Here is a 25,450-nt window from a genome sequence, read left to right on the forward strand (position 1 = left end):
TTGTAACCACAATTATTTGTTGTTGCCAGAAATGCTGTTGTTAAAAGGTCACAATCTTTTAATACTAAAACTTTAAACTAGATTATAAATCATTAAATCTTTTAATTTTAAAATCAATGCAATTAAAAATATATAATTCGCTAACTGCTGAAAAAGAAATTTTCAAACCTATTTTAGAAGGAAACATTGGGATGTATGTTTGTGGCCCGACGGTTTATAGCAATGTACACTTAGGAAATGTAAGAACGTTCCTTTCCTTCGATTTTATTTACCGTACTTTAATGCACTTAGGGTACAAAGTAAGATATGTTAGAAATATTACAGACGCGGGACACCTTACTGATGATGGGAATGTAGATAATGACCGGTTTGTAAAGCAAACCCGTCTTGAAAAATTAGAGCCTATGGAGATCGTACAGAAATATACTGTGGATTTTCATAAAGTTTTAGATATGTTCAATCTTTTGCCTCCTAATATTGAGCCTACGGCGACCGGGCATATTGTAGAGCAGATTGAGCTGACTCAAAAGTTAATTGAAAGAGGTTTTGCATATGAAAGTAATGGGTCTGTTTATTTCGATGTTCTGGAGTATAATAAAAGAGGATTGAATTACGGGGAACTTTCAAAACGTAATATAGAAGAACTGTTTGCTAATACCCGTGATCTGGACGGGCAAGGGGAAAAGAAAAACCCACAGGATTTTGCACTTTGGAAAAAAGCGTCGCCTGCTCATATCATGAGATGGAATTCTCCTTGGGGAGAAGGCTTTCCGGGATGGCACCTGGAATGTACTGCAATGAGTACTAAATACCTCGGTGAGAAATTTGATATTCACGGTGGAGGAATGGATCTTAAGTTCCCACATCATGAATGTGAGATTGCACAAGGTAAAGCCTGCAATGATGTAGCTCCGGTTAATTACTGGATGCATGCCAATATGTTAACTATGAACAGCCAGCGGATGAGTAAATCAACAGGAAACTATATCCTGCCGATGCAGCTGGTTTCCGGTGAAAATGATTTCTTTGAGAAGCCTTTCCACCCGTCAATCGTACGATTTTGCTTCCTTCAGGCTCATTACAGAAGTGTCCTGGACATTTCTAATGATGCTATGATTGCCAGTGAGAAAGGATTTATCAGGCTGATGGAAGCCGTAAAAGTGCTGAATTCTGTTATGCCGGATGATAGTAAAGAATCAGGTTTCAATCTTAAAGAGTGGAAGGAGAAGGCTTATGACGCGCTGACAGATGATTTTAACTCACCAATACTGATCGCGCATTTGTTTGAAGCGGTGAAATTTATTTTTGCTTTGAATGACGGTAAGGAAACCATTTCTACAGAGGATCTTGCTGATTTAAAATCTACTTTACATGCTTTTATTTTTGATGTTCTGGGCCTACAACCTATTGAAGAAAATAATAATGAAAAGCTTGATCAGACCTTACAGGTTTTGATTGAATTAAGAAATCAAGCCAGAAAATCTAAAAACTTTGAGCTTTCAGACCAGATCAGGGATAAGTTACTTGCTGAAGGAATAGAGCTAAAAGATGGCAGAGATGGAACTACTTATGTTTTGAATTAAAAGTAGATCTTTTTACATATTACCTCCCATAGGTTTTACGGATTACGCAGCTTTCAAATAGAATGTCTGTTCAAATCAGTAGAATCTGTGGGATTTTTTTATTTGAATAAATATTAGATTTAATGAATATGCTAATTAAAGCTACTGATGTATTATTAAATTTTTAAATAATTGTATTTTTTATTATTTAATCTAGAAAATATGTAACTTAGTGATAATAAATCCTATTAATTATGAAAAAATATTTATTCCCTGTCATCTTACTGTTATTAGGAGTGAAAGCTTCCGGGCAGCAAGATTTCTTTGCACTTACCGGAAAAGATACTCCGAGCATTATTTTTAATGATTTCCGGGCCCTGGATGTTATCAATGGAACTTCCGGTGAAACTGTGTTGACAGCTGATTCTATGGCAAAAGTATTTTCACAGTCGAGAAACGGATCTGTTACTGAGGATAAAAACTCTTATAACCATGCCCAGTCTGCAACAATGGCTGCTTTAGCTTATGATCCGTCGGCAAATAATCTGATATACATGCCGATGTTTTCTTCTAATGTATATGTTTTAAATAATAAAACCAAAGAAATTACTTTGGTAGAAAACAACGTAACAAGAGTAACTGCGTGTGATATGAATTCCCATATAACGAGAATGGCGACAGGATACGATGGAAATGTTTATGCTATTAATAATGCAGGAACTCAATTTTTACAAATTACCAGAACAGGTAATCAATATTCGGTTCATGACCTGGGAATTATTAATGATGATATATCTAACGGAAAGAATTCTTTTACAACTATTGAAACAGGTTTTGGTGGAGATATGATTGCTGATGCGGACGGTAATTTCTATGTTTTTTCGACATCAGGAAATGTCTTTAAGATTCTGAAAAAAGAACTTAAGGCAAGGTTTGTGGGGAAGATCACCGGTCTACCTGAAAATTATTCAGTGAATGGTTCTGCCGTTAATTCAAAAGGAAAGGTAGTGATTGCAAGTGCAAAGGGAGCCCCATTGTATGAGGTGGATATGCAGACATTAACCGCGGATAAAATTCCCGGAGATCTGAATCTGCATATTTATGACCTGGCAAGTAAGTATTTTGTAAACGATAAATCCGTAAGCTCAAATGTTTTAACCCGCGTAGATATTTATCCTACGAAGGTTAACGAGCATTTTATTACAATAGATATAAATGATCAAAAGATCAAAGAAAATATTATACTTAATGTGTTTGATATGTCTGGTAAAAATGTGATGAAACAAAATATATCTGCTAAAGGAGGAACCTTAAACCAAAAAATATTCCTGAACAATTTAGTGGATGGAGCATATATTGTAAATCTTACAGAAGACTCAGGTAAAATATTATTAAATAAGAAGATTATTGTCACTAAATAATATCCTGAATTTTTATGATTTTAAAACCTTTTCAAAGTGACTGAAAAGGTTTTTTTAATGAATATTTGATCTTGAATAAGTTTTGTTTTTCGAGATTATAGTGTATTTTTATAAAAAAATAGAGATGAAATTATACTTTAATGTAGGATACAGCGCGCAAATTGGAGAAGGATTACAGTTGGTGATCAAAGAAGAAGGAGCTGCATCTAAAGTTCATAAAATGTTCTACACAGAAAACGGTTTATGGAAATGTGAGGTAGATTATTTCTCAAAATCTATTTCTTATAAATATCAACATATCAATGAAAGAGGGAATGTCCTGAGGGAAGAGTTTGTATCCCATCATTTGAATTTTCCCCATAATTATAAAGAATTTTTAATCTTTGATGAGTGGAATAATAAGAACTTTCCTGAAAACTATCTCAACAATAAAATTCTTTATAATAAACTTAATCAGTTTATTCCAGAGAAAATTACGGTTCTCAAAAAGCATACTCATTTATTCAGGATTGAAGCTCCTATTTATAACCCGGATTGGCAGGTCGTTCTTTTTGGGAACACTGAATCTTTAGGTAGCTGGGATTATGAAAGGGTAATTCATTTATCACAAACTGACTTTGGAGTTTGGGAAGCAACAGTGGAAATTCCTGAAAATGAATTTATACAGTATAAATATTGTATTTACGATAAAAGTTTACAGAAAGTTGTCGACGTAGAAACTGGTGAGAATAGATTTACGGTTCCTAATCTTCAGCCTGATGTTTTACAGGTCCTTGCCAACCATTATTTTAAATTTAAAGCTTATCAGATGTACCATGATGCAGGAGTTGCAGTTCCTGTATTCTCTTTGAGGAGTGAAGATGGGTTTGGTGTAGGGGAATTTGCTGATATGAAAAAGTTAGCCGAATGGGCACAAAAGACTGATCTTGGTATTATTCAGATCCTTCCTATTAATGACACTACAGCTAATTATTCCTGGACGGATTCCTATCCTTATGCCGCTGTTTCTGTTTATGCTTTACACCCACAATATATTTCACTGGAAAATCTTGATTATGCTTTACCTGATGATTTAGTTGAAGAATATCAGTCAGAAAAAAAAAGAATTGAATGCTTTAGAATTGATTGATTATGAGAAAGTAATTGCCGGTAAGTGGAAATTTCTGAAAGCTGTTTTTAGCTTGCAGAAGACCAAGATTTATAAAGACAGAAACTTCAAAAAGTTTATAAAAGATAATGAAAGCTGGCTGATTCCTTATTGTGCGTTTTGTGTATTGAGGGATAAATATAAAACGCCCAACTTTAATAACTGGAAAACACACAAAAAATATATTGCCGGAAAAATTGCCCCATTTTTTTCTGCAAAAAGTAAAGATTATGATGATTCGATGCTTCATGCCTGGGTTCAGTATCAACTTCATAAGCAACTGAAGGAAACTATAGATCATATTCATAGTTTGGGTGTTTCGGTAAAAGGAGATCTGCCCATTGGTATTTACAGGTATTCTGTAGAAGCCTGGGCTGAACCAGAACTGTTTGGAATGGATTTCCAGGCTGGGGCACCACCTGACCAGTTTACTGAACTGGGACAAAACTGGGAATTTCCAACCTATAACTGGGAAGCCATGAAGAAAGATGATTGTCGATGGTGGAAGAACAGGTTTAAAGCTTTGGAGCAGTATTTCGATGCCATGAGAATAGATCATATTTTAGGCTTTTTCAGAATATGGAGAATGCCCATATCCGCCACTCAGGGTATACTCGGATATTTTTATCCAGCTGTTCCTATAGTAGCTGAGGAATTTAAAGCTCTGAACATTCCTTTTAATTTTGAGCGGTATTGTAAGCCTTTTATTAATGACCATATTTTATGGAAGTATTTTGCAGACGAGAGTAGTAAGGTTCTGGAGTTTGTAAATAAGAATGCCGATGGAACTTACTCATTTAAAAAAGAGTTTGATACACAAAGGAAATTATCGGACTATTTCAAAAAAAATAAGGAGAATTCTTTTTTGGAAGAAAGGCTTCTTTCTCTTTGCGCAAATGTTTTGTTTGTGACAGAAGAGAGAAATGGGAAAACTGTGTATCATCCAAGATTCAATGTATACAATACGGATTCTTATTTTTATTTGTCTGATTGGGAGAAGAATTCGATCTATAATTTGTATCACGACTATTTTTTCAGAAGGCAAGACCACCTTTGGTACGAAAAGGCCATGGAAAAATTACCTATGATACTTAACGCAACAAAAATGTTGATCTGTGGGGAAGATTTAGGAATGGTTCCGGCTTGTGTGCCTGTAGTGATGGATGAGCTCGGTATCATAGCTCTAAAAGTCCAGCGTATGCCTTCGGATGATATTCCATTTTATAATCCCAAAATTGCAAATTATATGAATGTGGTTACGGCATCATCACATGATAGCTCAACTTTACGGCAATGGTGGAAGGAGGATCCGGATTTAACTCAAAAATATTTTAATAATCAGCTGATACAATATGGAAAAGCTCCAAAAGATCTTAACGCTTATTTGGCGGAAATCATTATGAAGCAGCATTTGTACAATGATGCTATGCTGGCGGTTTTTCCTCTTCAGGAATATTTAGCGACTGATGAAGAGCTTGTAAATCCTGAAATGGATAATGAAAGAATTAATAATCCTGCTGTTTTTCCTCATTACTGGCGTTACCGCATGCATTTGAACCTAGAAAGCTTAATGGACAAAACTGCATTTAATGAAAAAATCAGTCACTGGGTAAAAGATAGTGGTCGGAAGTAAGATTTAACAATTGATTATCAATTAATTAATGATATTTTAAAAGAAGTTGAATGAAAAGATTTAACTTCTTTTTTTTATTCGTATCAAAGAGATAGAATAGAGATATTCTACTATATATTAACCAATTAACGCTATTGAGATGAAAAATATACTTTTAGGATTTGCACTGGGTTTGGCGACTTTGTCGTTCGGCCAGCAGTATCCACATAACGGATGGGATGATGATGGGTATGATAATAATAACGGATACTACAGCAACCAGGATGATCAGAATTATTTCCCTGACGATTACTATTACAACTATCCTCAGGACTATTATCCTAATGATTATTACCAAAGCTACTACAATGATTACAGGAACAGTATCATCAATGTAAACTGGAATGTATTCTTTGCTCAAAACAGATTAAACCGGTGGCAGATTGATCAGATCTTATATCTGAATAATCTTTACTCCAATTTTGCAAGCTGGAATAACTTCTACAGGTATAATCCGGACAGATGGTATTATGATAGATTTTATGCAATGCAAAGAATTTTAGGACCAAGGGTTTTCGTTGTTTTCCAAAACAATTACTATCATGGCTCAAGTCCTATTGTTTACTTTCAAAACTACAGAAGAAGCTATTATGTTCCAAGATATGCGGTGATGCCACGTTACAGAAATATAAACATCAATGTTTATAGAGTAGATAGGGCAAGATTCCGACGAATGGATAATCCTACTCTTAAAGTTGTTTCCTCTAGAAACTATTCTGGCTTTAGAGATAATGACAACAGAAATCAGGGAAACAATGGATTCAGAAGTCAGGGAGGTTTCAGGAATCAGGATAACAATGTTAGAAATAACAGCGGATTCAGAAGTGATAATAATATAAACAGAGAAAGATCCGGAAACAGTGGGTTCCGTACAAACCGAAATCGGGATGCCGTAAGGGACAATGGACCGAGAAGAGAAAACAATAATGGTTTCAGGAACGGAGGAGGAGAAGGGTTCAGACAACAAAGAACTGAAAACTCCGGTTTTAGAAAGCAAAATAATGGAAACGACAACAGAGGTTCCGGATTCAGACAAAAACTGGCAAATAATTAATTTTCATATATTATATTTAAGTGGTGTGAAGGGCAGGTTTTTATAATCTGTCCTTTTTCAATGCTATGTTTTTATTTTATGATTTTTATACTTTAAATTAACATTTTTTATGAATATTTTCATTTAACTTCTGTTTTGTTTGGGTATCCAAAAGATGTATAACAATTAATTAAAGATATAAAAAATGAAAAAATTAATTTTAGCAATAGCTTTTATCGGAATGGGAAGCTTTGCAATGGCTCAACAAACAACTCCTCAGGATCAGCAGGCAAGAAAGGCTGAAATGCAGCAAAAAATGCAACAAAGAGAACAGGAGCGCCTGGATCAGATGCAGAAAGATCTTAATCTAAACCAGAATCAGGTTGCTCAGATTAAAGACCTTCAGGCTAAGAGAAAAGTGGAAATGATGGCTGATTTCGAAAAGAATAAAGGAGAGAGACAAGCGAAGATGGAGGAAATGAAAGCCAAAAGAGCACAAATGGATGCGGATATGAAAAAGATATTAACTCCAGAGCAGTATGATAAATGGCAGGCTGATAGAAAAGCTAAAATGGAAAAAAGAAAGGCAGAAATGAAAGACAGAAAAATGATGGTTAAGCCGATGCCTGCAGGTACTGCGAATGCAAATTGATAGTTTATAATTGTGTTTTTTTAATGTGTTGAGGACGGAAGTAATTCCGTCCTTTTTACATTAATTTTCATTAATTTTTTTGAAATCGGGCTTTAATTCCGTAATTTTGAATATAATCTTTTATTATGGTAAGCGAAAAAATTGCAAAATTAATCAACGAACAAATAGCCCACGAACAATATGCCGCACAATATTACCTTTCAATGTCTGCTTGGTTTTCAAGTAAGGATCTTGACGGGATTGCCAATTATTTCAGGGTTCAGAGTAAGGAAGAATTAATGCATGCAGATAAGATGTTTGATTATTTAAATGATGTAGGAGGAGAAATCATTATCGGAGAAATTCCAAAACCACCTCATGAGTTTGATAATGCAACAGATATTTTTGAAAAAGCACTTGAACACGAAAAAATAGTAACGAAAAGTATTTTCAATATTGTAAAGAATGCAAATGATGAGGGAGATTTTGCAACAACTTCTTTTTTACAGTGGTTTATTAATGAGCAGGTAGAGGAAGAGGCAAGCGCATCTCAATTGGTTACTAAAATCAAAATGGTTTGTGATAATCCTTCGGCATTGTATCTTTTTGATCAGGAATTAGCTCAAAGAGTTTTTGTTCCTGCTGCAGATGCATAAGACTTAATAGCTTTAAGATATAAAAGAGTGAACCTTATCCAAGTTCACTCTTTTTATTTTTTACGATATGATGTTTCTATTTTGATACTTTTAAAAAGATTTGTTGATGGTCTTGATTAATATCGATGGTTGGAAATTTTTTATCATAATCAATAACGATATCTCCTTTATCTTCAACTCCGTTTCCATCGGAATCCCAATTAATCGTAACGTAATACTTTACCGGATCTCCTTTCTTTACTTCCGGTTTAATTAGGCTTTCGGGGTTGTTAGGTACAGGAAGTTCAATGGTAAAAGGAATTTTTTCCTGTGAATATTCTTTCTCTGCGATCAAGGTTGCCGGTACATCAGCCATATTAGCAGGTACCCCATACAAATTAACTTTAAGCTTTGCATTTTTGGGAATTACATTGTCTGTACCTGTAAACTCGATTTTTACATTTTTTCCCTGAGAAGCTTTATCTGTTGCTATTGCTTCTTTTTTGGGAGCATTGCAACTTACCAGCAATAGGGCGCCCAGACTCATTAAGGTTATAAATTGTTTCATCTTAAATTTGTTTTAGAAACTAAATTTATGAAAAAAAACCACAAGTAGGGATATATTTTATTAACGTTTCATATCCTGCTCTTTTGAAGACAGAATATTCCACTTGTTTTCCTTTAGCTGAAAAATGGTAGTATTTATTTTACAGCAACTTAATGGCGCAATGGTTGTCAAAGTTTTATTGTTACTATCTATAATTTTTGGAAAGGCTCCTTCGTTTAAAGGAAATTCTTTATTCATTTTAAATGTGCCATCATTTTTATCCTGGAAATAGTAAGAGTATACAGGTCCACCATTGCCTCCGGAATCATACAGAATGGCAAAATCTTCAAGCTGGTCAAAATTAAAATCAGCAATGATAAAATCATGATAATTTTCGATTCCTTCTTTTATTTTTTCTCCGGATAAGAAATAATTAATTCTGTTTAAACTTAAAGAATCTTCAACGACAGGCCACGTCCCTGGTGTATACATGATTTCCTGGAAACCCTTATTATTTTTAAAGATGTTAATTTTCAATTGAACAGGTCTGTTTTCGTCATCTTTAGCAGCAACACTAACCTTAAAATCAAAATTTTCATTTTTAGATGTTTTGACTTCTTTTTTTTTCTGTTGTAGGGTTTCCTGAGCCGTGCCCTTTTTCAGGGGAAGGCTTACTGCAATTTATAAAAAAAATGGAAGTTAATATAATACTTAATAGGGTTGTTTTCATTCTTACATTAAAAGGTTTAAGTATATTTTTAATTGATCATTACTGCGCCATTCGATCCAAAATATTTGGTTATTTCTGGTTATGTTTTTAACCTGTAACCAGGTGCCCTGGATTTTCAGTACTTCGATTTCATCATCAGATTTCCAGTTTTTTATATCTAGTATTTTGCCATTAATTGCTTCACGCGGAGGATTTTTTTTTAGGATCTTTCGTTTCAATACTAGTTATCTGATCCTCCAAAAAATCCTTCCAGCTATAAAATAAATAGTTTTCTGAAGGTTTTATATAGGCATAATTATTTTTGGATGTTACCACCTTGTAAAACTTATCATTTTTTTCTACACAGCTGAAGAAAAGAATACCATAATCTGCCTTATTAAGAAGAGGAATAATATCTTTTCCTGGTTGTGCTTTTTTTATTTTAATATGAGATAAGGATTTATCAGTATACAGAACAATATCCTTATCCGTTTTTACTAATTGTACCAGACCTATCCCAATAGTTTGTATTAAATCATCATTCTGATAATTTAGTGCTCTTTTCTCCTGGCTTTTAAAATTATTAAAAAATAATAAAACAAACGCTATGAGTGTATAAAGGGAAAAATTTGTTTTCATCATATTTGTTATCTTAATCCTAAATGGAAATGATCCTGGTGAACTGAAGTCGCCTTACCGGTAGTATGCTTGATATCTTTTTTATAAGCATAGTTTTTATTAAAGCCCCATTTGGTTCCCACCAGGAGTATATTTTCCAAAACTTCAATAAATTTCTCTTCTGTTTTATAGGCTTCTTTTGCATCACTCCATAAAGTTTGGCCACCGTTTGAACTACCCGGATATCGTATATCGATGTCATTTCCTGCTTCATTATGTCCGGAGTGCCCTATATTTCGTCCATCATTTGCAGATATATCATTGAAATACAAGGTTTCAGAAAAATTATTTTTAGGTAATGAATAAAAGAATCCTAATAATGCTGCACATACATCTTCCGCAACCCAGTTATCACCTCCTCTGTCTCTCGTTCCGAATCTACCCCAATTAGGTCCTGTCTCTGGAAAAGGTAATAGGTTATGCTCATTTTTCTCCAGTGTAATTGTTTTCACCAATTGGTTATTGTCATAGATATCATATTGGTATTTTTTAGATGTATCGCATTTCATAACCTTAGGGCAAGTGTATTTATCTACATCAATTTTGTATTTATTAATATCTCCTGCCACTGCTTTAACTTCGTCACAACACTTTTCACCAAATTCTTTGAGAAATCCTTTTTTAAGATGTAAATGATTTGTTGGCCCTTTTAATTCTTCCTGATAGAATTGCTCATATTTTTTCAAAACATGATCAAGTGCTTCTTCTCTTTGACCATATCCTGCTCCCGGTAAACTTGCCCACTCAGTTCTACACTTACTGATGGCTCCTTTGATATCGTCTTTCTTAATTAAATCTAATGCTTTTTTCTTTTCTTTAATCAGGTATACACAATATTTATCCTGGCTTTCAGGTGAAAAATCTGTGATACCATGATTGGTTCTCCATGTTGCAAAACCGTTATCCTGCCAATTCTTTTTTGTAATCTGATAGGCTCCGGCGGCTGAAGAATAGTCATTTATTTGATCTATCCAGACCATTACTTTAGGGTGGTCACTGAAATCTTTTCCATGATCTTTTAATGTACTTCCTCCTACAATTCTTGAATAACCTCCTTCATCCTGTGTACCTTCACCCACCCTTAGCATTCTCATGAATGCTCTTACTTTTGCTTCACATTCACATACTCCGTCTTCATTTTTTCCTGTTGATAAGGATTCTCTTCCAACTTTTACCGCAGCTTTGTTTTCTACCATATTAGGAAGGCTGGCAGTTGCATATAAGATAGCCATATCGGAATGATCAAGATACACTGCCCTTTCCTTGGCTTCTTTTCCTTCTCCTTCTGTTACCTTAATAATGGCGGAAATTTTAAAATAATTTTTAGGCTTTCCTAATTTCGCAGGATCAACTTTTAATATAAGCTCACCTTTTTTATTGATTTTGCCTGTTTGTGTATTGAAAAAAGTCTCTTTAGAAAATTTTTCTTTTACGTCTTTCCAGTCTTTCCATTGTCTAGGACTCCATGCTATTCCGAAATATATGTCTGATTTTGTAATAAAATGCACCTCAACATTTTTGTCTACCATATTGATGGCGTAAATTTTAAAATAGAGCGGAGTGGTGATGGGGGAGTTGTATCTTTTCTCAGTGTCTGATGCATCACAAAAATAAGCATCCACGATTTTGGAAACATCAGAAACTATAAGAGAAGAGGCGAGTGCCTTATCTGCATTCTGAATGATGAGCGAAGGGTTTGTGGATTTCATTTTAAAGAACAATTCTCCTTTTTTAGTTACTCCCTTGCTTTCTATTTTCTGTTTTATAGAGTCATCTAACGTGAAAGGCCAGTAAACCGCTGTAGCAGTTTCATTTAAAGTTCCTGTCTTCTCAAAAATAATATTACTTCCCGTGCTGTCATTATCGTATACTTCCAGCTTTACTTCCTCACCTTGTAATCCCTCATATCTTACATAAGCAGATATATCCTGGCCATAGCCGGCCTCTTTTATAATATTCCCGCTGCTTCCGTCATTATCCATCCATTTTGCAGTATCCGCAATTACTTTGGGCTGAATAACATCCAAAGATAAAGGCTTTTCACAATTTCTACCTCCCATACTGCAATTGATAGTATATTTTCCGGGAACTAAAAACTTATATGAAAATTTTTCACCTGTGCCTCCTGCCGTAACCGGACCTGTGATCTTCCAGATAATAGGTCCGTCTTTTGAAGCATCGTAGTCTTTAATAAGCATTTTGCTTATTTCAAATAAAATATTGACTCCAACTTTTGGTTTTTTATCATATTTTATTTCGGTGACCACATTATTTTTTACTTCGAAACGCCAGTCGTCATCTTCGTCTTTTGCTCGTTTTCCCGTAGCGTTGGCAACTTTGCTATAGGCTTCCACAACATATTTTCCAGGCGCCATAAGCAGATTGCCCGGTATTGTAATGCTTTTACCTGTGCCCTGTAATATTCCGTTCAAATTCCACTTGATCTCCGAAGACTCATCTGAAGTAAGGTCATAAAGAGGATTGTTTCCGAAGTTATATTTCATTTTCGAAACACTGAATGACATGGCGGTTCCCGGTCTTACTACTTCAGCACCATGGCTTATTCCGATTACAGCATTACCCTCAGTTTCTCCGGACATTTGTTTTTCTATAACGTTTCCTGTATCATTTATATACCGGGCTATAATAGTATATTTTGCCTGGGTATTTTGAGGAGTAAACGTCAATGTATCTCCATCTTGAACAGCATCCGTAACAACATTTCCGCTTCCATCAAGTAAAGATAATGTAAGTCTTGATTTTTCTTCTTCAGTGAGATCAGGAATAAAAAATTTAGCTTTAAAGACAGAAGGAACACCGCGTCTGAATTTTCTGTTTTTAGAAGGATCTATCCTTGTCGAAAAATCTCCTGATGTACACTCTATATCGAGCAGAGTGTTTTCTACCACTTCAATATCGATTGAGCATGAAGGGTCACATTTGTCATATTTTCCTTTTTCAAAATCAGGACTTTTAGGCTTCCCATATCCTTCTACTCTGAATTTGCCTGTTTCCGCAAAGCTCTGTGAAAACTCAGTTCCGATTTGTTCTTTGAGAAGAATCCTGTCTTCTTTTTTACCCTGATGATTCTTGTAAACCATCCAAGAGGTAAGCTGCTTGTTTCCGCTCTTCAGGTTGGCTTTGAAATCAGTTTCTTCATTTTTTCGAAGATAAATGATGTCTTTTTTACCTTTTGAATCGATTTCTTTAAAATCTTTTCTGTTTTCTATTTTTGTAAGCGTTATAGAAGTAACTACTGGATATTCCTCTTTTTTCTTAGGCTGTGCTACTGCAGGATTTACCATGGCAAGCTCTAAGGGATTGGTATTATCTGCATGTGCGTTACTTACAGAATCGGTCTGTCCATGTTTGTCTATGGTTATTTTGCCCCCAACCATACATTGCAATTCGGATATTTCTGTAAGAGTATTTTTGCCCATTACCTGTGTGCTTTCATAGGTTTTGTTCCATTTGGGTGCTGGAGCCAGAGCGCAAGGCAGGTTGCCTCCGGCAGAGGGCTTAAGGGTACATTTTCCGAAGGTTGCAACCGGTGGATTGAAGGTTTTGTCCTCTTCCGTAGCAGCCAGCTTACTGCTATCGTCATTAAGAACTATTATTTTATGAGTGGTTACTTGAAGGTCAGCGGTTTGTTTTGGATTTTCAGCTTTATCACAAACACATTTTGCATTATGTACGACAAAGTATTTTCCATCGTGATCGCTTTTAGCAGCGTTCTCTTCTTTTTTCTGCTCTTCTTCCTTCTTTTTTTTCCTCTCCTTGTTTTTGTTCGGCATTTTTTTTGTTCTTCAGCAGGGTCGGGTGGAGGAGTTTCTCCGTTCATCTCATATATTTCCTCTTTTGACGGAGTCAGGAGATTAAACCCCGGATAGGGAACATTCGGAACCTTTGGGTCAGCGCCTGCATTTTGATCATGGTATTGTTTGAGCTTAGTCCATTCTTTGATACCCAATTTTTTGGCTATATCCTGTAACGTCTCACCGCTCTGTACCTTATATGGGATGGAAGCTGCCATATCGTTATTTTGTTTGTATGGTTATAATGTGTTGGTAATAGAATTTATCTTCTACTTCTATACAGACATCGGTTTCGGCTGATTCAATCCTTGCTGTTTTACCCGTGTAGCTGATATTATGTTTAAAATCTGCATAGAGAGGGACGTTTTCTTTCTCAAAATCAACGGCATATTCATGTTGATGAATATATCTGATAACGTCATTCATAATTTCCTGGGCATTATCTATTTTAGGTTCAAAGAATAGGGTATTTTTTTCCTTTTCATAGAAAGTTTCTCCCTTCCATTGTGATGTCCCGATCGGAAGTACCTTCCAGGAAGTGTCATATTGCTTTTTATTGTTGAATTTTTGCATACTGGCTTCAGCAACTTTCATGAAATGGAGCTCTCGGATAAATTGCATAAGTTTTTCTTCAGTTTCTGTAGCATTGAAAAAATGATTCCGGATATGATCTGTGCCTTCTCCACTATAAACAGATCGTATTTCTGAGTCCGTTTTTTGTATGCGTTTTTTTATCTGATTTATATTGTGGATGCTAAGTTTGTAGTTTTCTATTTTACAGTGAATAGGAAATAATGCTTCCATATAAGTGTTTGATATTTCAAGGAACTTCGTATCTATTTTTTTGTTATTTACTTTAAGATTCGTCCTGCTGATAGATACATCATAATCTTCATCCTCTTTGGTTTCCACGTATAATGTATAAGACAGTAAGGCTTCATGTTCCTCTCTTCCTATTTTCACGGTACATTTATCCTGTAAAAAATAAGTGGATGTAGGGAATATGTCAGCTTTAGAAGGTATCATTGCATTCTTATAATTGTGGTTAGAAAAACATTCCTATTGATGTTAGTGATTAAGAGCTTTTATGGCCTGAGCATTGTTAATGGTATATAACGCAAAAACTGAAATAATACTTAAAATATATAATACAAACAGTATCAATAATTTCATTGTTTTTTTGTTGTCCTTTTCCTTTCGTAAACTCAATATCTGAATTAAAAAGAGGATGGGATAAATAAAAGCCATAGCTATAAAAAAAGACGAAAAGATAAGTCATTAGTAAAGAAAACACGGCCTGGAGGTTTGAAGTGTCAAAGCTTCTGTTGAAATAGGTATGTGCTGGTTTATCCCAGTAATAAATAAATGTAAGGATAGCAAATGCCACAAATATGACTACCTGAATATTGAAAATTGTTTTCCAGTTCTTTATTATAAAATTATTTATCATAATCCGTTCGTTAGTTATATCATAGAGTTATTTTCCGGCTACATACCCGAAATATCCGTCTTCAAAAGGATCAAAAGATACAGTCCATACCTTACTGATATCCCCCCCATGTAAATAGGGTCAATATCACTTTTTCATTTTTTTCATCTAATGTAACTCCTTTAAGTCCCACCCAGTGGTTAGGAATCGTAAATGTACCTTTGCTGTTATTCTGAAAATTACCGGCAGTAATAAGGAGGCCAATACTATAGCCGTTGGTGAGAAGCCCGGACAATTCATTTGCCGAACTTTTTGCACTTGCCCATTTACTTGTCACAAGGTTGGTCTCATTTTTCACATCAGTGTAAGAAAGAATGTTCTTCATCATGCTTGCCACTTCGTGAGGAAGTGTGAGTCCAGTACCTCCTTCTACAAAACCGCCTGCACTTGTACCGTCGGGATCGTAATCAAAAACACTATTCAAATAGTCCTTAATGGTGAATAAAAATATAAAGTCAGCATAAGACATTTTTCCACCATTGCTGTTATTCGGATAGCTGGCATCGGAATCTTTCACTTTGATAAGGTGCTCATCCTTATCCAGTTTAATTTTATATTGAGTAGATGGAACTATAGCTTCACCCGTACGGTGCATGTCTAAAATTATTTTTTCGTAATCAGAGGGTTTCTGGATAGCCAGAAAGTGCCCGATCAGTGCAATAGCACACATTGAGCTTTGTCCCTGATCTATATCTTTTCCGGTATTCATCCTTTGCTGGATTTCCGATTTTAATGTTTTGCGGTCAAAAAACCGGAATCTGTTGTGTTTGAAAAGGGTTAATTTTCCTTCATTATCTACATCGTTGATATATGCTTTGATCTCCAGATTATTTCCACATCCGTTGGCATCATTAAATGTTATACTGATTTCTTCACCAGTATTGGGACCTTCCAAAGCATTTTTGTAGAATTTACCTGTTTCAGTATCTGTATAGCTAACCGCCCACCGAATCATACTAGGATCCTTTGGTGCATCGTTGGTATATGTTTCTACTTTGAATGTATAGGTCTTTCCGTATACAAGCCCGGACTTTTCCTTGATCGTTTTACTTCCGTCGTTTAAAGAACCATCATCCAGGTCAGAAATAAGCTTAATACTTTTGACTTGCGTTGCCTCAATCCCTTTTCTGGGAATGTTGGTCTTTTCATCAAATACTACACCTGCGCCCATGGTTGCTTCTAGTTTTTGTATTATTGTTCAAACTCAAAATCTTCTTCCTTGTTTGAAAGAACATCATAAACCACATTGCCTCTTTCGGTTATATAAAAAATATCCCTGTTTCCTTTATCATATCTGATATAAGCGATGAGATCCTGGTTGTGACCGTCTAATCCTTCTCTTCCAGCCTTATACTGTTGATTCAGAACATCTGTTTTTTTATAGATATAAACAGAGTATAGCTGATAGTTCTTTATATCTGTCTCTGCTGTTTTGTCATCAATTTTCTTTTTCAATTTTTCATATTCATCAACGTCGTATGAAAAATTTCCTTCTACATAAAAATAGTCGATTCTATTTTTATTTTCTCCTGCTTTAAACTCGTAGGTAACGGGAGATAAAGCAACTAACTGAAAGTCTTCCGACTTGTTTTGGATACATGCCACAAATAATGTTAATAAAATGATTAAGTTTTTCATGATAAATTTAGTCCTTATCGGAATTGCCATTTAAATCTACGCTTTTTTCCATTTCGGTAATGAAAGGTCTTGCCGTTCTGTAATGCTGTAGAATATACCAGGCTTTAAAAAAATCTCCGGTATGGTATTGCGGGATAATGTCACCACCATGTTTTACGATATCATCCCAATCCAGACCATAGTGATCGTAAAACGTATATTTCAGCTTTCCGCTCCATACTTTGGTACATTTGTTATAAGAATAATCCAGGATTTCGGCTTTGGCACTCCATACCTGATGTACTGTAATCCCTAATCCTGATACTTTATCCCAGAATGACGAAAAATTTAAAAGTCCCATCGAAATAACTCCCATTGCAGCTGGATCATAATTACTTTTTTTCAGCTCCTTTTTAAAATCCGTTAGAAATTTATTATGATAAGTGATAAAGGCATCATTGCCTGCAATTTTTTTATTCAGAACATCACTCTTATAAGTTCCACCTGTGCCCTTTTTAAATCGATCCGACATTTCCAGGGCTACAGTTTCCATATCACCAATAGATAAAGACTTCATCAGCTGATCCAGATATGCTCCTAATGTTGCATCATTTAATTTAAAAACCGGATCATTTTGTATGGAGGCGGAAGATGCCGGCTTATCGGCAAAATACATATCTTCGGCCTTTGTTCCGTCAAAATTGAATCCAGGATCCCTTTTGGCCTTGCCAATCTGCTTCTGGCTTATTCGGACTACCCCTTCTTTGCATCCTTCATCACCTTTTCCATCTTTTCCGAAACCTTGTAATATGGCACGTTTCTGACTTGAGAGCTCAAGATTTTGCTTCGTAGCCTCAATAATTACATGTTCCGATTCTTCATTGGAAACTTTGCATAGATTAGTATAGTTATTACTGACCTGTATATTGATATTATTAGCTTTTTTTTACAATGGCCATATCACTGTTTTTAATGTGAATTTCCTTGCTCTCCGCTTTGAGATTTTACGGTTTTCTCACTTTGTAAGATCATATTTTCTTTAGTACTCACAACGGTAACCTTTTCAGCATAAGAGTCGCTCTTTTTGGACTGAACATTTCTTTCATTTTCAGCAATCTCTGTTCTCATATCAGAAGACTCATGAATATTTCCTGTAGCAGTTTGTAAAAGGTCTCTTCCGGCTGTATCAACCATGTTTACTCCCGCATTCGATACGATATTGACATTTGCTGTAGCAAATATATTGCTGCCCGCTATGGAAGTGATATCATTTCCTGCGGACATTCTTATATTATTTCCTGCAGTAAAGGTCATATCTTTTGGAGCATTCACAATAATGCTTCCTTTTCCATCCATAAAGTAGGTATTCCCACTCGGATCTTCTATGTAGATACTTCCTTCTGCGTCATTAAAAATTACCTTATTTCCACTTCGCGTTTGTATCGATTTTATATGATTGTTAACACCTCCTCCTAAACCAACAGCTCCATGAAACATTCCACCCATGGCGAAAGGAAAGTCGGGATGATGATATTCAAAGCCAACCATTACCTGATCTCCAACTTCCGGAATCGCTACAAACCCTCTGTTTTGAGTGATTACATCTGTCCCTCCGGCATCAGGGCTCATCATTCTTATAAAATGAGTGGTGTCATTTAGTTGCCAGTCAAATTGTACTTGTATCCGTCCCTGATTTAATGGGTCTGTATTGGAAACTACAGTGGCAATCTGTGGTTCTGCACTTGGAGTGATAAATTCCGGTTTTGGAATAAATCCGGTCCCCTCGGCTATTGCTTCAAATGATCCTGTATAGATACCTCTGGTATTAACTTCGTGAGAGACTTCAGTGATCATAAGCTTGGTGAAATAAGTCGTCTGGTTGCTATCCGGTTTTCTCATTTCTATATCTGCAACACAACCAGGATGTAAAAAAGGAACAGAGGTTGTCCCTGATACGGTAAAGACTTCTACTGCGGCACTTCCCGCAGCACTTTTTTGGGAATCATCAACATTTAACGACATATTGGCATTAATTGGAGATGGGTTCAGGGAACGGGTTTTATAGATGTCATTATTAAGATCATAAGCCTTGGCAGCCAGCTGTCCCAAATGCTTTATGCTTGCAGATGTACTTAATAATTTTGTGTGATTACTGCTGTTATATCCAAAAAACTCCGGTTTAGTATGCACCGCTCTCAGTTCCACGGAAACATCACTTACATTACTTCCGTAAGTAAGGCGTATGGGTTGATCTTTGGGTGGAAGTTTACCGAAATACAGTGTTTCGCCATCATAATAGAATTGCTCTCCGTAGGTTTCGGCAAGCCTCGCAAGGTAATTGTAATGGGTTTCCTTGTACTGGGCGCTGTAATTAATATAGCTTTTGTTCTGGGTATCAACTTTATAGTCAAATTTACCTGAATTAAGGGTCTCCTTTAAAATCCTGTCGGCAATGATAGAAGTATTCACCGGTTTATCACCGCCAAAGCTTTGTGTATGTGGAGCGGAATCCATTAAAATAGTAGGGCTGTATCCTTTCAGAACAATATTGCCTAAACTCATTTTTTCCTGACTAAAAGCCACTTTGGTAATGAGTCCGACGAAAGTTTGTTCAGGACTCTCATTTTCAGCATCCTTATATTTAAAAACGACCGTTAAGCGTTTTCCGAGAAACTGCTGAGCCTGATCAAGCTCATGATTTTGCAAAGACCCTAAAGAATCGTGAGCTAAGGTCAACTCAAAGCTATGATGTCTTCTTGTACTTTGCTGTAAGCGGAAGTGTTTGAAATGGTTAATAATTTTACCTTCAATCACTACGTCCAGCTTCACCACACGCTGTACTCCTGCAATATGATTTTCAGCAATTTTATCTGCGTTGGTAGTCTTATTTTTCATTCTTATGTTTTTGGTGTTCACTTACTAAATTAGAAATGTTTTCCAATTCAAGTTGATTAATTTTGTTAAATTTTAAAAACTGTAGTAGAATTACGACTTTTATAGATGTAAATGTTTATTTTATAATCGTCATATTGAAAAACAAGTATAAAATATTTTATTTACTAACTGAACATTTTAAGTGACCAAAGAGAATGATTAATTGTATAATATTCTCCCGGAGAGATAAAAAGATCATCCCTATGGATGATCTTTTATGTATAAATGTTTGTAGGCATTGATTATGCACCTGGCCAGATACCTTCATAGATACCGTTACCATAATGAATTTTTTCTGCACTTACGATGAAGCTGATCAGCATACTGTTGTCATCCACAGCATCAAAGTCTACTTCATGTTGAATTACATATCCGTTCTCCCATGTTAAAGTAATTAATGTTCCTTCTTCGTGAGATTTGTTGAAAGTAACTTCACCTGTTGTAGGCTTATATTTCCCGTTAAGTAAGCTTTCTAAGATGTCAGATTTTTCTGTAGCTTCGATCGTTAATTTGATGATTGCGTTGGAAGGGTCAGAAGCTACACGTCCTGAAACGTCTGTAGATCTTGATACGCTGTAGTTAAGCTTTAATAATTTCTGACCTTCACTTCCGTTGAATTTTAAGATTCCTCTTGAATTTGCTGCCATAATGGTAAATTTTAATCGTTATTAAATATTATATAATTCAGTGATTATGTAGCAAATGTATAGTACTTTAATCGGACTCAAAAATTTTTAAAGACAAGATTTGATTTTTGTAGTGGTTCTACGATTTCATGTCGTAGTTCTACGATATTTTGTCGTAATTCTACGATTTGTAAATTTTAAAAGTTCCTGAAATCCTTCTGTTAAAGGGATTTTGCGTTATAAATAGATGAGCTGGGTCTTGATAACTTTCCTTCCGAGACTTTCCAGTACACTTTTATAAGTTTCAATTTGACGGTCATTTTTTTTCAGTGACTTCTCCGGTTTTAAAATCTACAATGATATAATCTTCACCATTTTTTAGAATTCTGTCGGGCCGGTAAATTCTGCTTTCCCCTCTTTCGGAGATCATGATATCTTTCTCGTTGATTACTTCCCATCTTTCGTCAAAGAATTCAGCATGAGCTGTAACGATTTCCTGAAGCGTTTCCTCAATTTCATTCTTTTCAGTTACTGTGATTTGCCCTTCCAGAAGGTAGCTTTCCAATACTTTCTGAATATCTTTTTTAGTGTTGATCTTAGATAACAGTTCGTGAACGAAAAGTCCTATCCTCACTTTCTCATTGCGAACCTGATAGTTCTTAGATGGTGTCGCTATTTTTACAGATGTATTTTTTTCGTTGATATTTTTGAGATTCCTGATATCTTTTGTCCTGAAAGATGAGGTTTTGACTTTAGAGTTTTTTTTTGAGCATTTCAGGATGTACCTCATAAAGATCAAATTCATCAGACTGTTCTGTATTTTTACCTTGAATAAATTCCAGGATTTCGAGATTATTTGAAGTTTTATTTTGTTTCTGAATATAGAAAAACAGCTGTTCTACAGGACGAGTAGTGGCGACATACTGAAGACACAACCTGTCTATCAGATTTTTATAGGAATTCTTCTTATTGAATTTTTCAATTTCTTCATCATAGACTTCCAGGCTTTTGCTAAACTGATTGATATTAACAGATTTCAAAGCTTCATTGCTGTTGGTTTCAAACCAGTTGGAAAATTCAGCATCACGGTTTTTATTCATCATAGGAATAAAAACAACCGGAAACTCAAGTCCTTTGGCTTTATGAATCGTCATGATCTGGATAGCATCAATATTTTCTGAGGCCTGAATGGTATATGTGGAGGCTTCTTCATCCCAGTATTTTAAAAATTCTTTAGTGCTCGCTCCTGCATTTTGAGTAAAGTTAAAGAGCATTTCAAGAAAGTTTAACAGGAAGTCGGTTTCTTTATTATCAAAAGAAAACTCATTAATATAGTACTCTACAAAATTGTATAAATTAAATCGGGGGAAGTGATCTTGTTTTAGTCGTAAAGCATATTTGTTTTGGATAAACGGGAGGATGTCATCGTGGGATTCAATATCCAGAATTTCTTTCATACTCAGGGTAAAATCTGGCATGTTTACTTTTCCCAATTTATTCAGATAATACATCATCATGATTAAATTGGTTTTGTTTTTAGGATTGGTTTCCCATTTTAAGAACTCAATGACAGCCTGAATGGTATTTGAGAGTTCTAGCGTCAGTCCTTTATCTGATATGGTTTTAATATTGGTTTCTTCTCCTCTATACCTCACTTTCAGGTTCCCTAGCTTCTGTGAATAGCTGAAAATATCAAAATTGCCACGACATAGAATAGTAATATCTGCAAACCTGAATCCGTTGTCAAGACAATCCTGAATGTCTTTCTGCATTCTTTCGGAAGTGTCATTGTAGAAATCCTCATTGGTGAGATTTTCAATAAGATTTACTTTGACCCTTCCATCAATTTCTGATTTAGGATTTTGTTCGGCATCCGTCCCAAATATATTTTTATGTTCCTCTTCAAGATTTAAGGCATGAAATTGATACAGTTCATTATTGAATCGAACAATATTTTTTGCACTTCGCCAATTATCTTTTAATACAAGAAGTTCGGCTTGTTTGGGAGAAATTTCTTTTTTGTTGATAATGTCCAGCATGAGCTTGCTCTCACCACCCCTGAATCTGTAAATACTTTGTTTGGGATCACCTACCAATGTAAATGTTGTATTCTCTGTCGAGACACTATGGTCTCTTAATGGGACGAAATTTTGCCATTGTAATTCCGAAGTATCCTGAAATTCATCAAAAAAATAGTGCTGAAACTGGGAGCCTACTTTTTCATAAATAAAAGCCGAAGGTTCATTTTTCAGGTTTTCATTGATGAGGATATTAAATTTAGAAAGGAGAACAAGATCATTTTCCTCTTCAATTTTTTTTTAATTCATCCTGAATGTCCTTGTTTACTTTTAAAGGAAGTAATGCAGATAATATTTTCTCCTTTTTCTGTGTTTCAATATAAAGAAGAATAAGCTGCATTCTGTTTTCTAATAATTCATCAAGAATTTCTAGAATTTCAGGCTCTTTACTTTTTGATTTTGAGGCGGCTCCTTTTCTGTAATTATTAACCACAGAGTCTTCCTGAGTTGTCGGAAAAGGAAAACCGGGTCTCTTCTGATGGTAAAAATCCAGAACTTTAGTAAAAAACCCTCCAATACCGTTTTTACCTTGTGCAAAGTCCTCAACATCGATATTTCTTGATTTAAAAAGATCAATAGATTTCGTAGCGATTTCAACAGCTCTTTTCTTATTAAATACAATCTCTTTCCGGATAGTATTCTTTATATTTTCATAATTGGAATCGTCAAAATTGGTATTGCTTTTCAGCTGTTCATAGTGAATATCTTTTACAAACTCTTTTGCAGAGTCATAAAGATTCTTGTTAAGATTGATTCGCTCGTTATTTTCGAGGCTGTAATCCACATAATCCATGAAAGAATTTGATATTGCATCATTCTCACCGATCTGATCAAGCATTTTGTCTACAGCTTCAATGAGGAAAGGCTCTGCTTCAATCTCGAGATTAAAATTTTTAGCTAACCCTAATTCGTAAGAAAAACTTCTTACCAGGCGGGAATTAAAACGATCGATTGTACCAATATTTAAGGTAGAATAATTATGAAGAATATAATCCAGTAATTTTTTAGACCGGATGTGCAATTCATCAATGGTTATCTTTAAACCTTCTTCTTCAAAAACTTTCTGAATGTTTTTTAAATCATTATTATCAGCGAAGTTGCTTGCAGAAAAGGCTCCCAACCAGGATAAAATTCTTTCTTTCATCTCATTGGCCGCTTTGTTGGTGAACGTTAATGCCAGAATATTTCTGATGGCATGCTGCTGATTAGGATAACGAAGACAGATCATCAGAAGCCTCTGAACCAGCGCATAGGTCTTTCCGGAACCGGCGGAAGCATTGATTACTGTATAAGAATTTTGCATTTTTTGAGATGAATTGAAGATGCAAGTTAGCTAAAATTTAAATGAAATTTTAACAATTGAAAATGGTGCTTTAACAAAATCAGAATGGAAAATCAAAAAAAAATGCTAAAACGCGTTAACTGTGGTTAAACTTGTGGAAAACATTAAAAATAAGTTTAGATTTGTTTTATAAAAAAACTTTCCGTGAAATTAAAACTACTTTTTCTTTTATCATTCATTTTCTTCATTCAAAAAATAAAGGCACAGGATTATCTTTTCGGAAAAATAACTTCAGAAGAGCATATAGAAATGCCTGATGTTACTGTAATCAACATTAGAACTGATGAACGTGTAACCACTAATGCTGATGGACATTTTATGATCTCAGGCAGGGAAGGAGATGAACTTCGATTTATAAAAAGCGGTTACGAAAGGATGAACAGGAGAATTACAAAAGACAATATTTCAGCTCCTCTAAGCATAACGTTAATCCGGCAGACTACTCTTATTGAAGAGGTCGAAGTAAAGAAGGGACTCACAGGCGACCTGAAAGTAGATTCTAAAAACCTGAACAGACCCAGAAAAGTAGAAAAGTTAACCCAAGATATTGACAAATACATTGCCCGAAAATCTGATCCGAGAATCCTGGCGGCAAAAGCAGGAGAGTTTGTCCAGCCAAAAGGACAAGGGTTTTCAATCGGGAAAGTGAAAGATAAGTGGGACGATGTGGATCTCATGCGTTACTTGCGTAAAAGCCTCGGAGATCAGTATTTTATAGATTTAAAAATAGATAAATCTTTAATCGAGCATTTCATTTATTATGTCTTAAGATCAGGTTTTGAGAGGAGACAGATCCTTAAATACGGTTTTTGCAGTGATGCAGACCTGATGAGATTTCAAAGAGCTGTACTGGCAAGAATTTCCTCATATCGTGCTCCTCAAACCCAGAGATAATCTATGAATGTTTTATGATTAAAAATACTTTGTATATCGTACCATGCTTTGCTTTTGCCCATTTTTATTCGCAACAAAAGATTTCAGGCAGAGTAGCGGATGAGAATAATAATGCTCTGGCGTCTGTTCTTATCTATAATATTTCCAACAACACAAAAACTCAAAGTGATTCTTCCGGTCAATTTGTAATTGAAGCTAAGGAAAACGAAGAGATCCGCTTTGTAAAGCAAGATTATTACCGTATTGATAAAAAGATCAATAAGGAGAATATAAATTTACTATTAGATATTAAACTCATCAAGATTGAAACTCTAATTCCGGAAGTTGAAATTCCTTACAAACCCACAGGTAATCTGAAAAAAGATAGCAAACATTATGATCAGGGAAGGAAGATCCATGTATTAAAATTTGAAATGGACGCCTATATGAGAAGCCCTTTGAAAGAGCCATTACCCGAGAACAAAATTTCTAAAACCTTTAGCGGACATGATTTTAATGCAGGACAGGTCGATATGGTCAAATTGTTTCTCACGGGTATAGGTCTTATAAAAAAAAGCAAGCCAACCCAAAGTTACCAAACCTGATTATTATGAAACCCAAAATTTCATTAACAGGCTTAA

Annotated in this window: 22 protein-coding genes; 9 read left to right on the plus strand and 13 right to left on the minus strand. The window is 35.2% G+C overall.

Annotated elements, in window-relative coordinates; genetic code table 11:
* Window positions 1–116: 116 nt before the first annotated feature.
* From cysS to ACJ5H0_RS15130, 7 genes are all read left to right on the plus strand, one after another.
* Entirely contained in the window at window positions 117–1,583 is a 1,467-nt protein-coding gene (cysS, locus tag ACJ5H0_RS15100) for a cysteine--tRNA ligase (RefSeq protein ID WP_411250119.1), read from the plus strand.
* A gap of 233 nt (window positions 1,584–1,816) precedes the next feature.
* The gene (locus ACJ5H0_RS15105) at window positions 1,817–2,983 is read left to right on the plus strand and encodes a T9SS type A sorting domain-containing protein (protein WP_411250122.1); all 1,167 of its coding nucleotides are present in this window, start codon (window positions 1,817–1,819) and stop codon (window positions 2,981–2,983) included.
* 124 nt (window positions 2,984–3,107) lie between these two features.
* Window positions 3,108–4,112 (plus strand): 4-alpha-glucanotransferase, encoded by a 1,005-nt coding sequence (locus tag ACJ5H0_RS15110; RefSeq protein ID WP_411250124.1) that lies wholly within the window; start codon window positions 3,108–3,110, stop codon window positions 4,110–4,112.
* Complete coding sequence (locus ACJ5H0_RS15115; RefSeq protein WP_411250126.1) at window positions 4,090–5,763, plus strand: 4-alpha-glucanotransferase; 1,674 nt, start codon at window positions 4,090–4,092, stop codon at window positions 5,761–5,763. Before ACJ5H0_RS15110 ends, ACJ5H0_RS15115 begins: the two co-directional genes overlap by 23 nt.
* 139 nt (window positions 5,764–5,902) lie before the next feature.
* Entirely contained in the window at window positions 5,903–6,856 is a 954-nt protein-coding gene (locus ACJ5H0_RS15120; protein ID WP_411250128.1) for a hypothetical protein, read from the plus strand.
* A gap of 184 nt (window positions 6,857–7,040) precedes the next feature.
* Window positions 7,041–7,487, plus strand: a complete 447-nt coding sequence (locus ACJ5H0_RS15125; RefSeq protein ID WP_411250130.1) for a hypothetical protein — start codon at window positions 7,041–7,043, stop codon at window positions 7,485–7,487.
* Between the two features lie 125 nt (window positions 7,488–7,612).
* A complete protein-coding gene (locus ACJ5H0_RS15130; protein WP_172284366.1) occupies window positions 7,613–8,122 on the plus strand; it encodes a ferritin in 510 nt (169 codons plus the stop codon).
* Between the two features lie 76 nt (window positions 8,123–8,198).
* Here the strand turns inward: ACJ5H0_RS15130 and ACJ5H0_RS15135 are convergent, their stop codons facing one another.
* From ACJ5H0_RS15135 to ACJ5H0_RS15195, 13 genes are all read right to left on the minus strand, one after another.
* On the minus strand, window positions 8,199–8,669 hold the full coding sequence (locus ACJ5H0_RS15135; protein WP_172284364.1) for a hypothetical protein: 471 nt from the start codon (window positions 8,667–8,669) through the stop codon (window positions 8,199–8,201).
* A 60-nt stretch (window positions 8,670–8,729) separates the two neighbouring features.
* Complete coding sequence (locus ACJ5H0_RS15140; RefSeq protein WP_411250133.1) at window positions 8,730–9,185, minus strand: XAC2610-related protein; 456 nt, start codon at window positions 9,183–9,185, stop codon at window positions 8,730–8,732.
* A 373-nt stretch (window positions 9,186–9,558) separates the two neighbouring features.
* A complete protein-coding gene (locus ACJ5H0_RS15145) occupies window positions 9,559–9,999 on the minus strand; it encodes a hypothetical protein (RefSeq protein WP_411250136.1) in 441 nt (146 codons plus the stop codon).
* Between the two features lie 5 nt (window positions 10,000–10,004).
* Window positions 10,005–13,829, minus strand: coding sequence for a PAAR-like protein (locus tag ACJ5H0_RS15150; RefSeq protein ID WP_411250139.1), 3,825 nt, complete (start codon window positions 13,827–13,829; stop codon window positions 10,005–10,007).
* Between the two features lie 243 nt (window positions 13,830–14,072).
* Window positions 14,073–14,876, minus strand: coding sequence for a hypothetical protein (locus tag ACJ5H0_RS15155; protein ID WP_411250142.1), 804 nt, complete (start codon window positions 14,874–14,876; stop codon window positions 14,073–14,075).
* Window positions 14,877–15,391: 515 nt separating this feature from the next.
* A complete protein-coding gene (locus ACJ5H0_RS15160) occupies window positions 15,392–16,510 on the minus strand; it encodes a hypothetical protein (protein ID WP_411250144.1) in 1,119 nt (372 codons plus the stop codon).
* A gap of 20 nt (window positions 16,511–16,530) precedes the next feature.
* Window positions 16,531–16,977, minus strand: coding sequence for a hypothetical protein (locus tag ACJ5H0_RS15165; RefSeq protein WP_411250146.1), 447 nt, complete (start codon window positions 16,975–16,977; stop codon window positions 16,531–16,533).
* A 7-nt stretch (window positions 16,978–16,984) separates the two neighbouring features.
* On the minus strand, window positions 16,985–17,632 hold the full coding sequence (locus ACJ5H0_RS15170; protein ID WP_411250147.1) for a DUF3289 family protein: 648 nt from the start codon (window positions 17,630–17,632) through the stop codon (window positions 16,985–16,987).
* A gap of 293 nt (window positions 17,633–17,925) precedes the next feature.
* Window positions 17,926–19,851, minus strand: a complete 1,926-nt coding sequence (locus ACJ5H0_RS15175) for a type VI secretion system Vgr family protein (RefSeq protein WP_172284350.1) — start codon at window positions 19,849–19,851, stop codon at window positions 17,926–17,928.
* Between the two features lie 281 nt (window positions 19,852–20,132).
* Window positions 20,133–20,537 (minus strand): type VI secretion system tube protein TssD, encoded by a 405-nt coding sequence (tssD, locus tag ACJ5H0_RS15180; RefSeq protein ID WP_172284349.1) that lies wholly within the window; start codon window positions 20,535–20,537, stop codon window positions 20,133–20,135.
* A gap of 295 nt (window positions 20,538–20,832) precedes the next feature.
* A complete protein-coding gene (locus ACJ5H0_RS15185) occupies window positions 20,833–21,306 on the minus strand; it encodes a hypothetical protein (RefSeq protein ID WP_411250152.1) in 474 nt (157 codons plus the stop codon).
* Complete coding sequence (locus tag ACJ5H0_RS15190; protein WP_411250366.1) at window positions 21,269–22,828, minus strand: UvrD-helicase domain-containing protein; 1,560 nt, start codon at window positions 22,826–22,828, stop codon at window positions 21,269–21,271. Before ACJ5H0_RS15190 ends, ACJ5H0_RS15185 begins: the two co-directional genes overlap by 38 nt.
* The gene (locus ACJ5H0_RS15195; protein WP_411250155.1) at window positions 22,824–23,897 is read right to left on the minus strand and encodes a UvrD-helicase domain-containing protein; all 1,074 of its coding nucleotides are present in this window, start codon (window positions 23,895–23,897) and stop codon (window positions 22,824–22,826) included. Before ACJ5H0_RS15195 ends, ACJ5H0_RS15190 begins: the two co-directional genes overlap by 5 nt.
* Before the next feature lie 183 nt (window positions 23,898–24,080).
* Here ACJ5H0_RS15195 and ACJ5H0_RS15200 point away from each other — a divergent pair, with 183 nt between their 5' ends.
* Window positions 24,081–24,830, plus strand: a complete 750-nt coding sequence (locus ACJ5H0_RS15200; RefSeq protein ID WP_411250159.1) for a peptidase associated/transthyretin-like domain-containing protein — start codon at window positions 24,081–24,083, stop codon at window positions 24,828–24,830.
* Between the two features lie 14 nt (window positions 24,831–24,844).
* On the plus strand, window positions 24,845–25,414 hold the full coding sequence (locus ACJ5H0_RS15205) for a peptidase associated/transthyretin-like domain-containing protein (RefSeq protein ID WP_411250163.1): 570 nt from the start codon (window positions 24,845–24,847) through the stop codon (window positions 25,412–25,414).
* Window positions 25,415–25,450: the final 36 nt, after the last annotated feature.

Origin of the sequence: Chryseobacterium proteolyticum, assembly GCF_046591535.1 — a bacterium.
Classification (GTDB): Bacteria; Bacteroidota; Bacteroidia; order Flavobacteriales; family Weeksellaceae; genus Chryseobacterium; species Chryseobacterium proteolyticum.

Excerpts from the sequence above, each read along its gene's own strand:
- cysS (WP_411250119.1), top strand. The coding sequence starts at position 117 with ATGCAATTAAAAATATATAATTCGCTAACTGCTGAAAAAGAAATTTTC.
- ACJ5H0_RS15105 (WP_411250122.1), top strand. The coding sequence starts at position 1,817 with ATGAAAAAATATTTATTCCCTGTCATCTTACTGTTATTAGGAGTGAAA.
- ACJ5H0_RS15110 (WP_411250124.1), top strand. The coding sequence starts at position 3,108 with ATGAAATTATACTTTAATGTAGGATACAGCGCGCAAATTGGAGAAGGA.
- ACJ5H0_RS15120 (WP_411250128.1), top strand. The coding sequence starts at position 5,903 with ATGAAAAATATACTTTTAGGATTTGCACTGGGTTTGGCGACTTTGTCG.
- ACJ5H0_RS15125 (WP_411250130.1), top strand. The coding sequence starts at position 7,041 with ATGAAAAAATTAATTTTAGCAATAGCTTTTATCGGAATGGGAAGCTTT.
- ACJ5H0_RS15130 (WP_172284366.1), top strand. The coding sequence starts at position 7,613 with ATGGTAAGCGAAAAAATTGCAAAATTAATCAACGAACAAATAGCCCAC.
- ACJ5H0_RS15135 (WP_172284364.1), bottom strand. The coding sequence starts at position 8,669 with ATGAAACAATTTATAACCTTAATGAGTCTGGGCGCCCTATTGCTGGTA.
- ACJ5H0_RS15145 (WP_411250136.1), bottom strand. The coding sequence starts at position 9,999 with ATGATGAAAACAAATTTTTCCCTTTATACACTCATAGCGTTTGTTTTA.
- ACJ5H0_RS15150 (WP_411250139.1), bottom strand. The coding sequence starts at position 13,829 with ATGCCGAACAAAAACAAGGAGAGGAAAAAAAAGAAGGAAGAAGAGCAG.
- ACJ5H0_RS15155 (WP_411250142.1), bottom strand. The coding sequence starts at position 14,876 with ATGATACCTTCTAAAGCTGACATATTCCCTACATCCACTTATTTTTTA.
- ACJ5H0_RS15160 (WP_411250144.1), bottom strand. The coding sequence starts at position 16,510 with ATGGGCGCAGGTGTAGTATTTGATGAAAAGACCAACATTCCCAGAAAA.
- ACJ5H0_RS15165 (WP_411250146.1), bottom strand. The coding sequence starts at position 16,977 with ATGAAAAACTTAATCATTTTATTAACATTATTTGTGGCATGTATCCAA.
- ACJ5H0_RS15170 (WP_411250147.1), bottom strand. The coding sequence starts at position 17,632 with ATGTATTTTGCCGATAAGCCGGCATCTTCCGCCTCCATACAAAATGAT.
- ACJ5H0_RS15175 (WP_172284350.1), bottom strand. The coding sequence starts at position 19,851 with ATGAAAAATAAGACTACCAACGCAGATAAAATTGCTGAAAATCATATT.
- tssD (WP_172284349.1), bottom strand. The coding sequence starts at position 20,537 with ATGGCAGCAAATTCAAGAGGAATCTTAAAATTCAACGGAAGTGAAGGT.
- ACJ5H0_RS15185 (WP_411250152.1), bottom strand. The coding sequence starts at position 21,306 with ATGAGGTACATCCTGAAATGCTCAAAAAAAAACTCTAAAGTCAAAACC.
- ACJ5H0_RS15195 (WP_411250155.1), bottom strand. The coding sequence starts at position 23,897 with ATGCAAAATTCTTATACAGTAATCAATGCTTCCGCCGGTTCCGGAAAG.
- ACJ5H0_RS15205 (WP_411250163.1), top strand. The coding sequence starts at position 24,845 with ATGATTAAAAATACTTTGTATATCGTACCATGCTTTGCTTTTGCCCAT.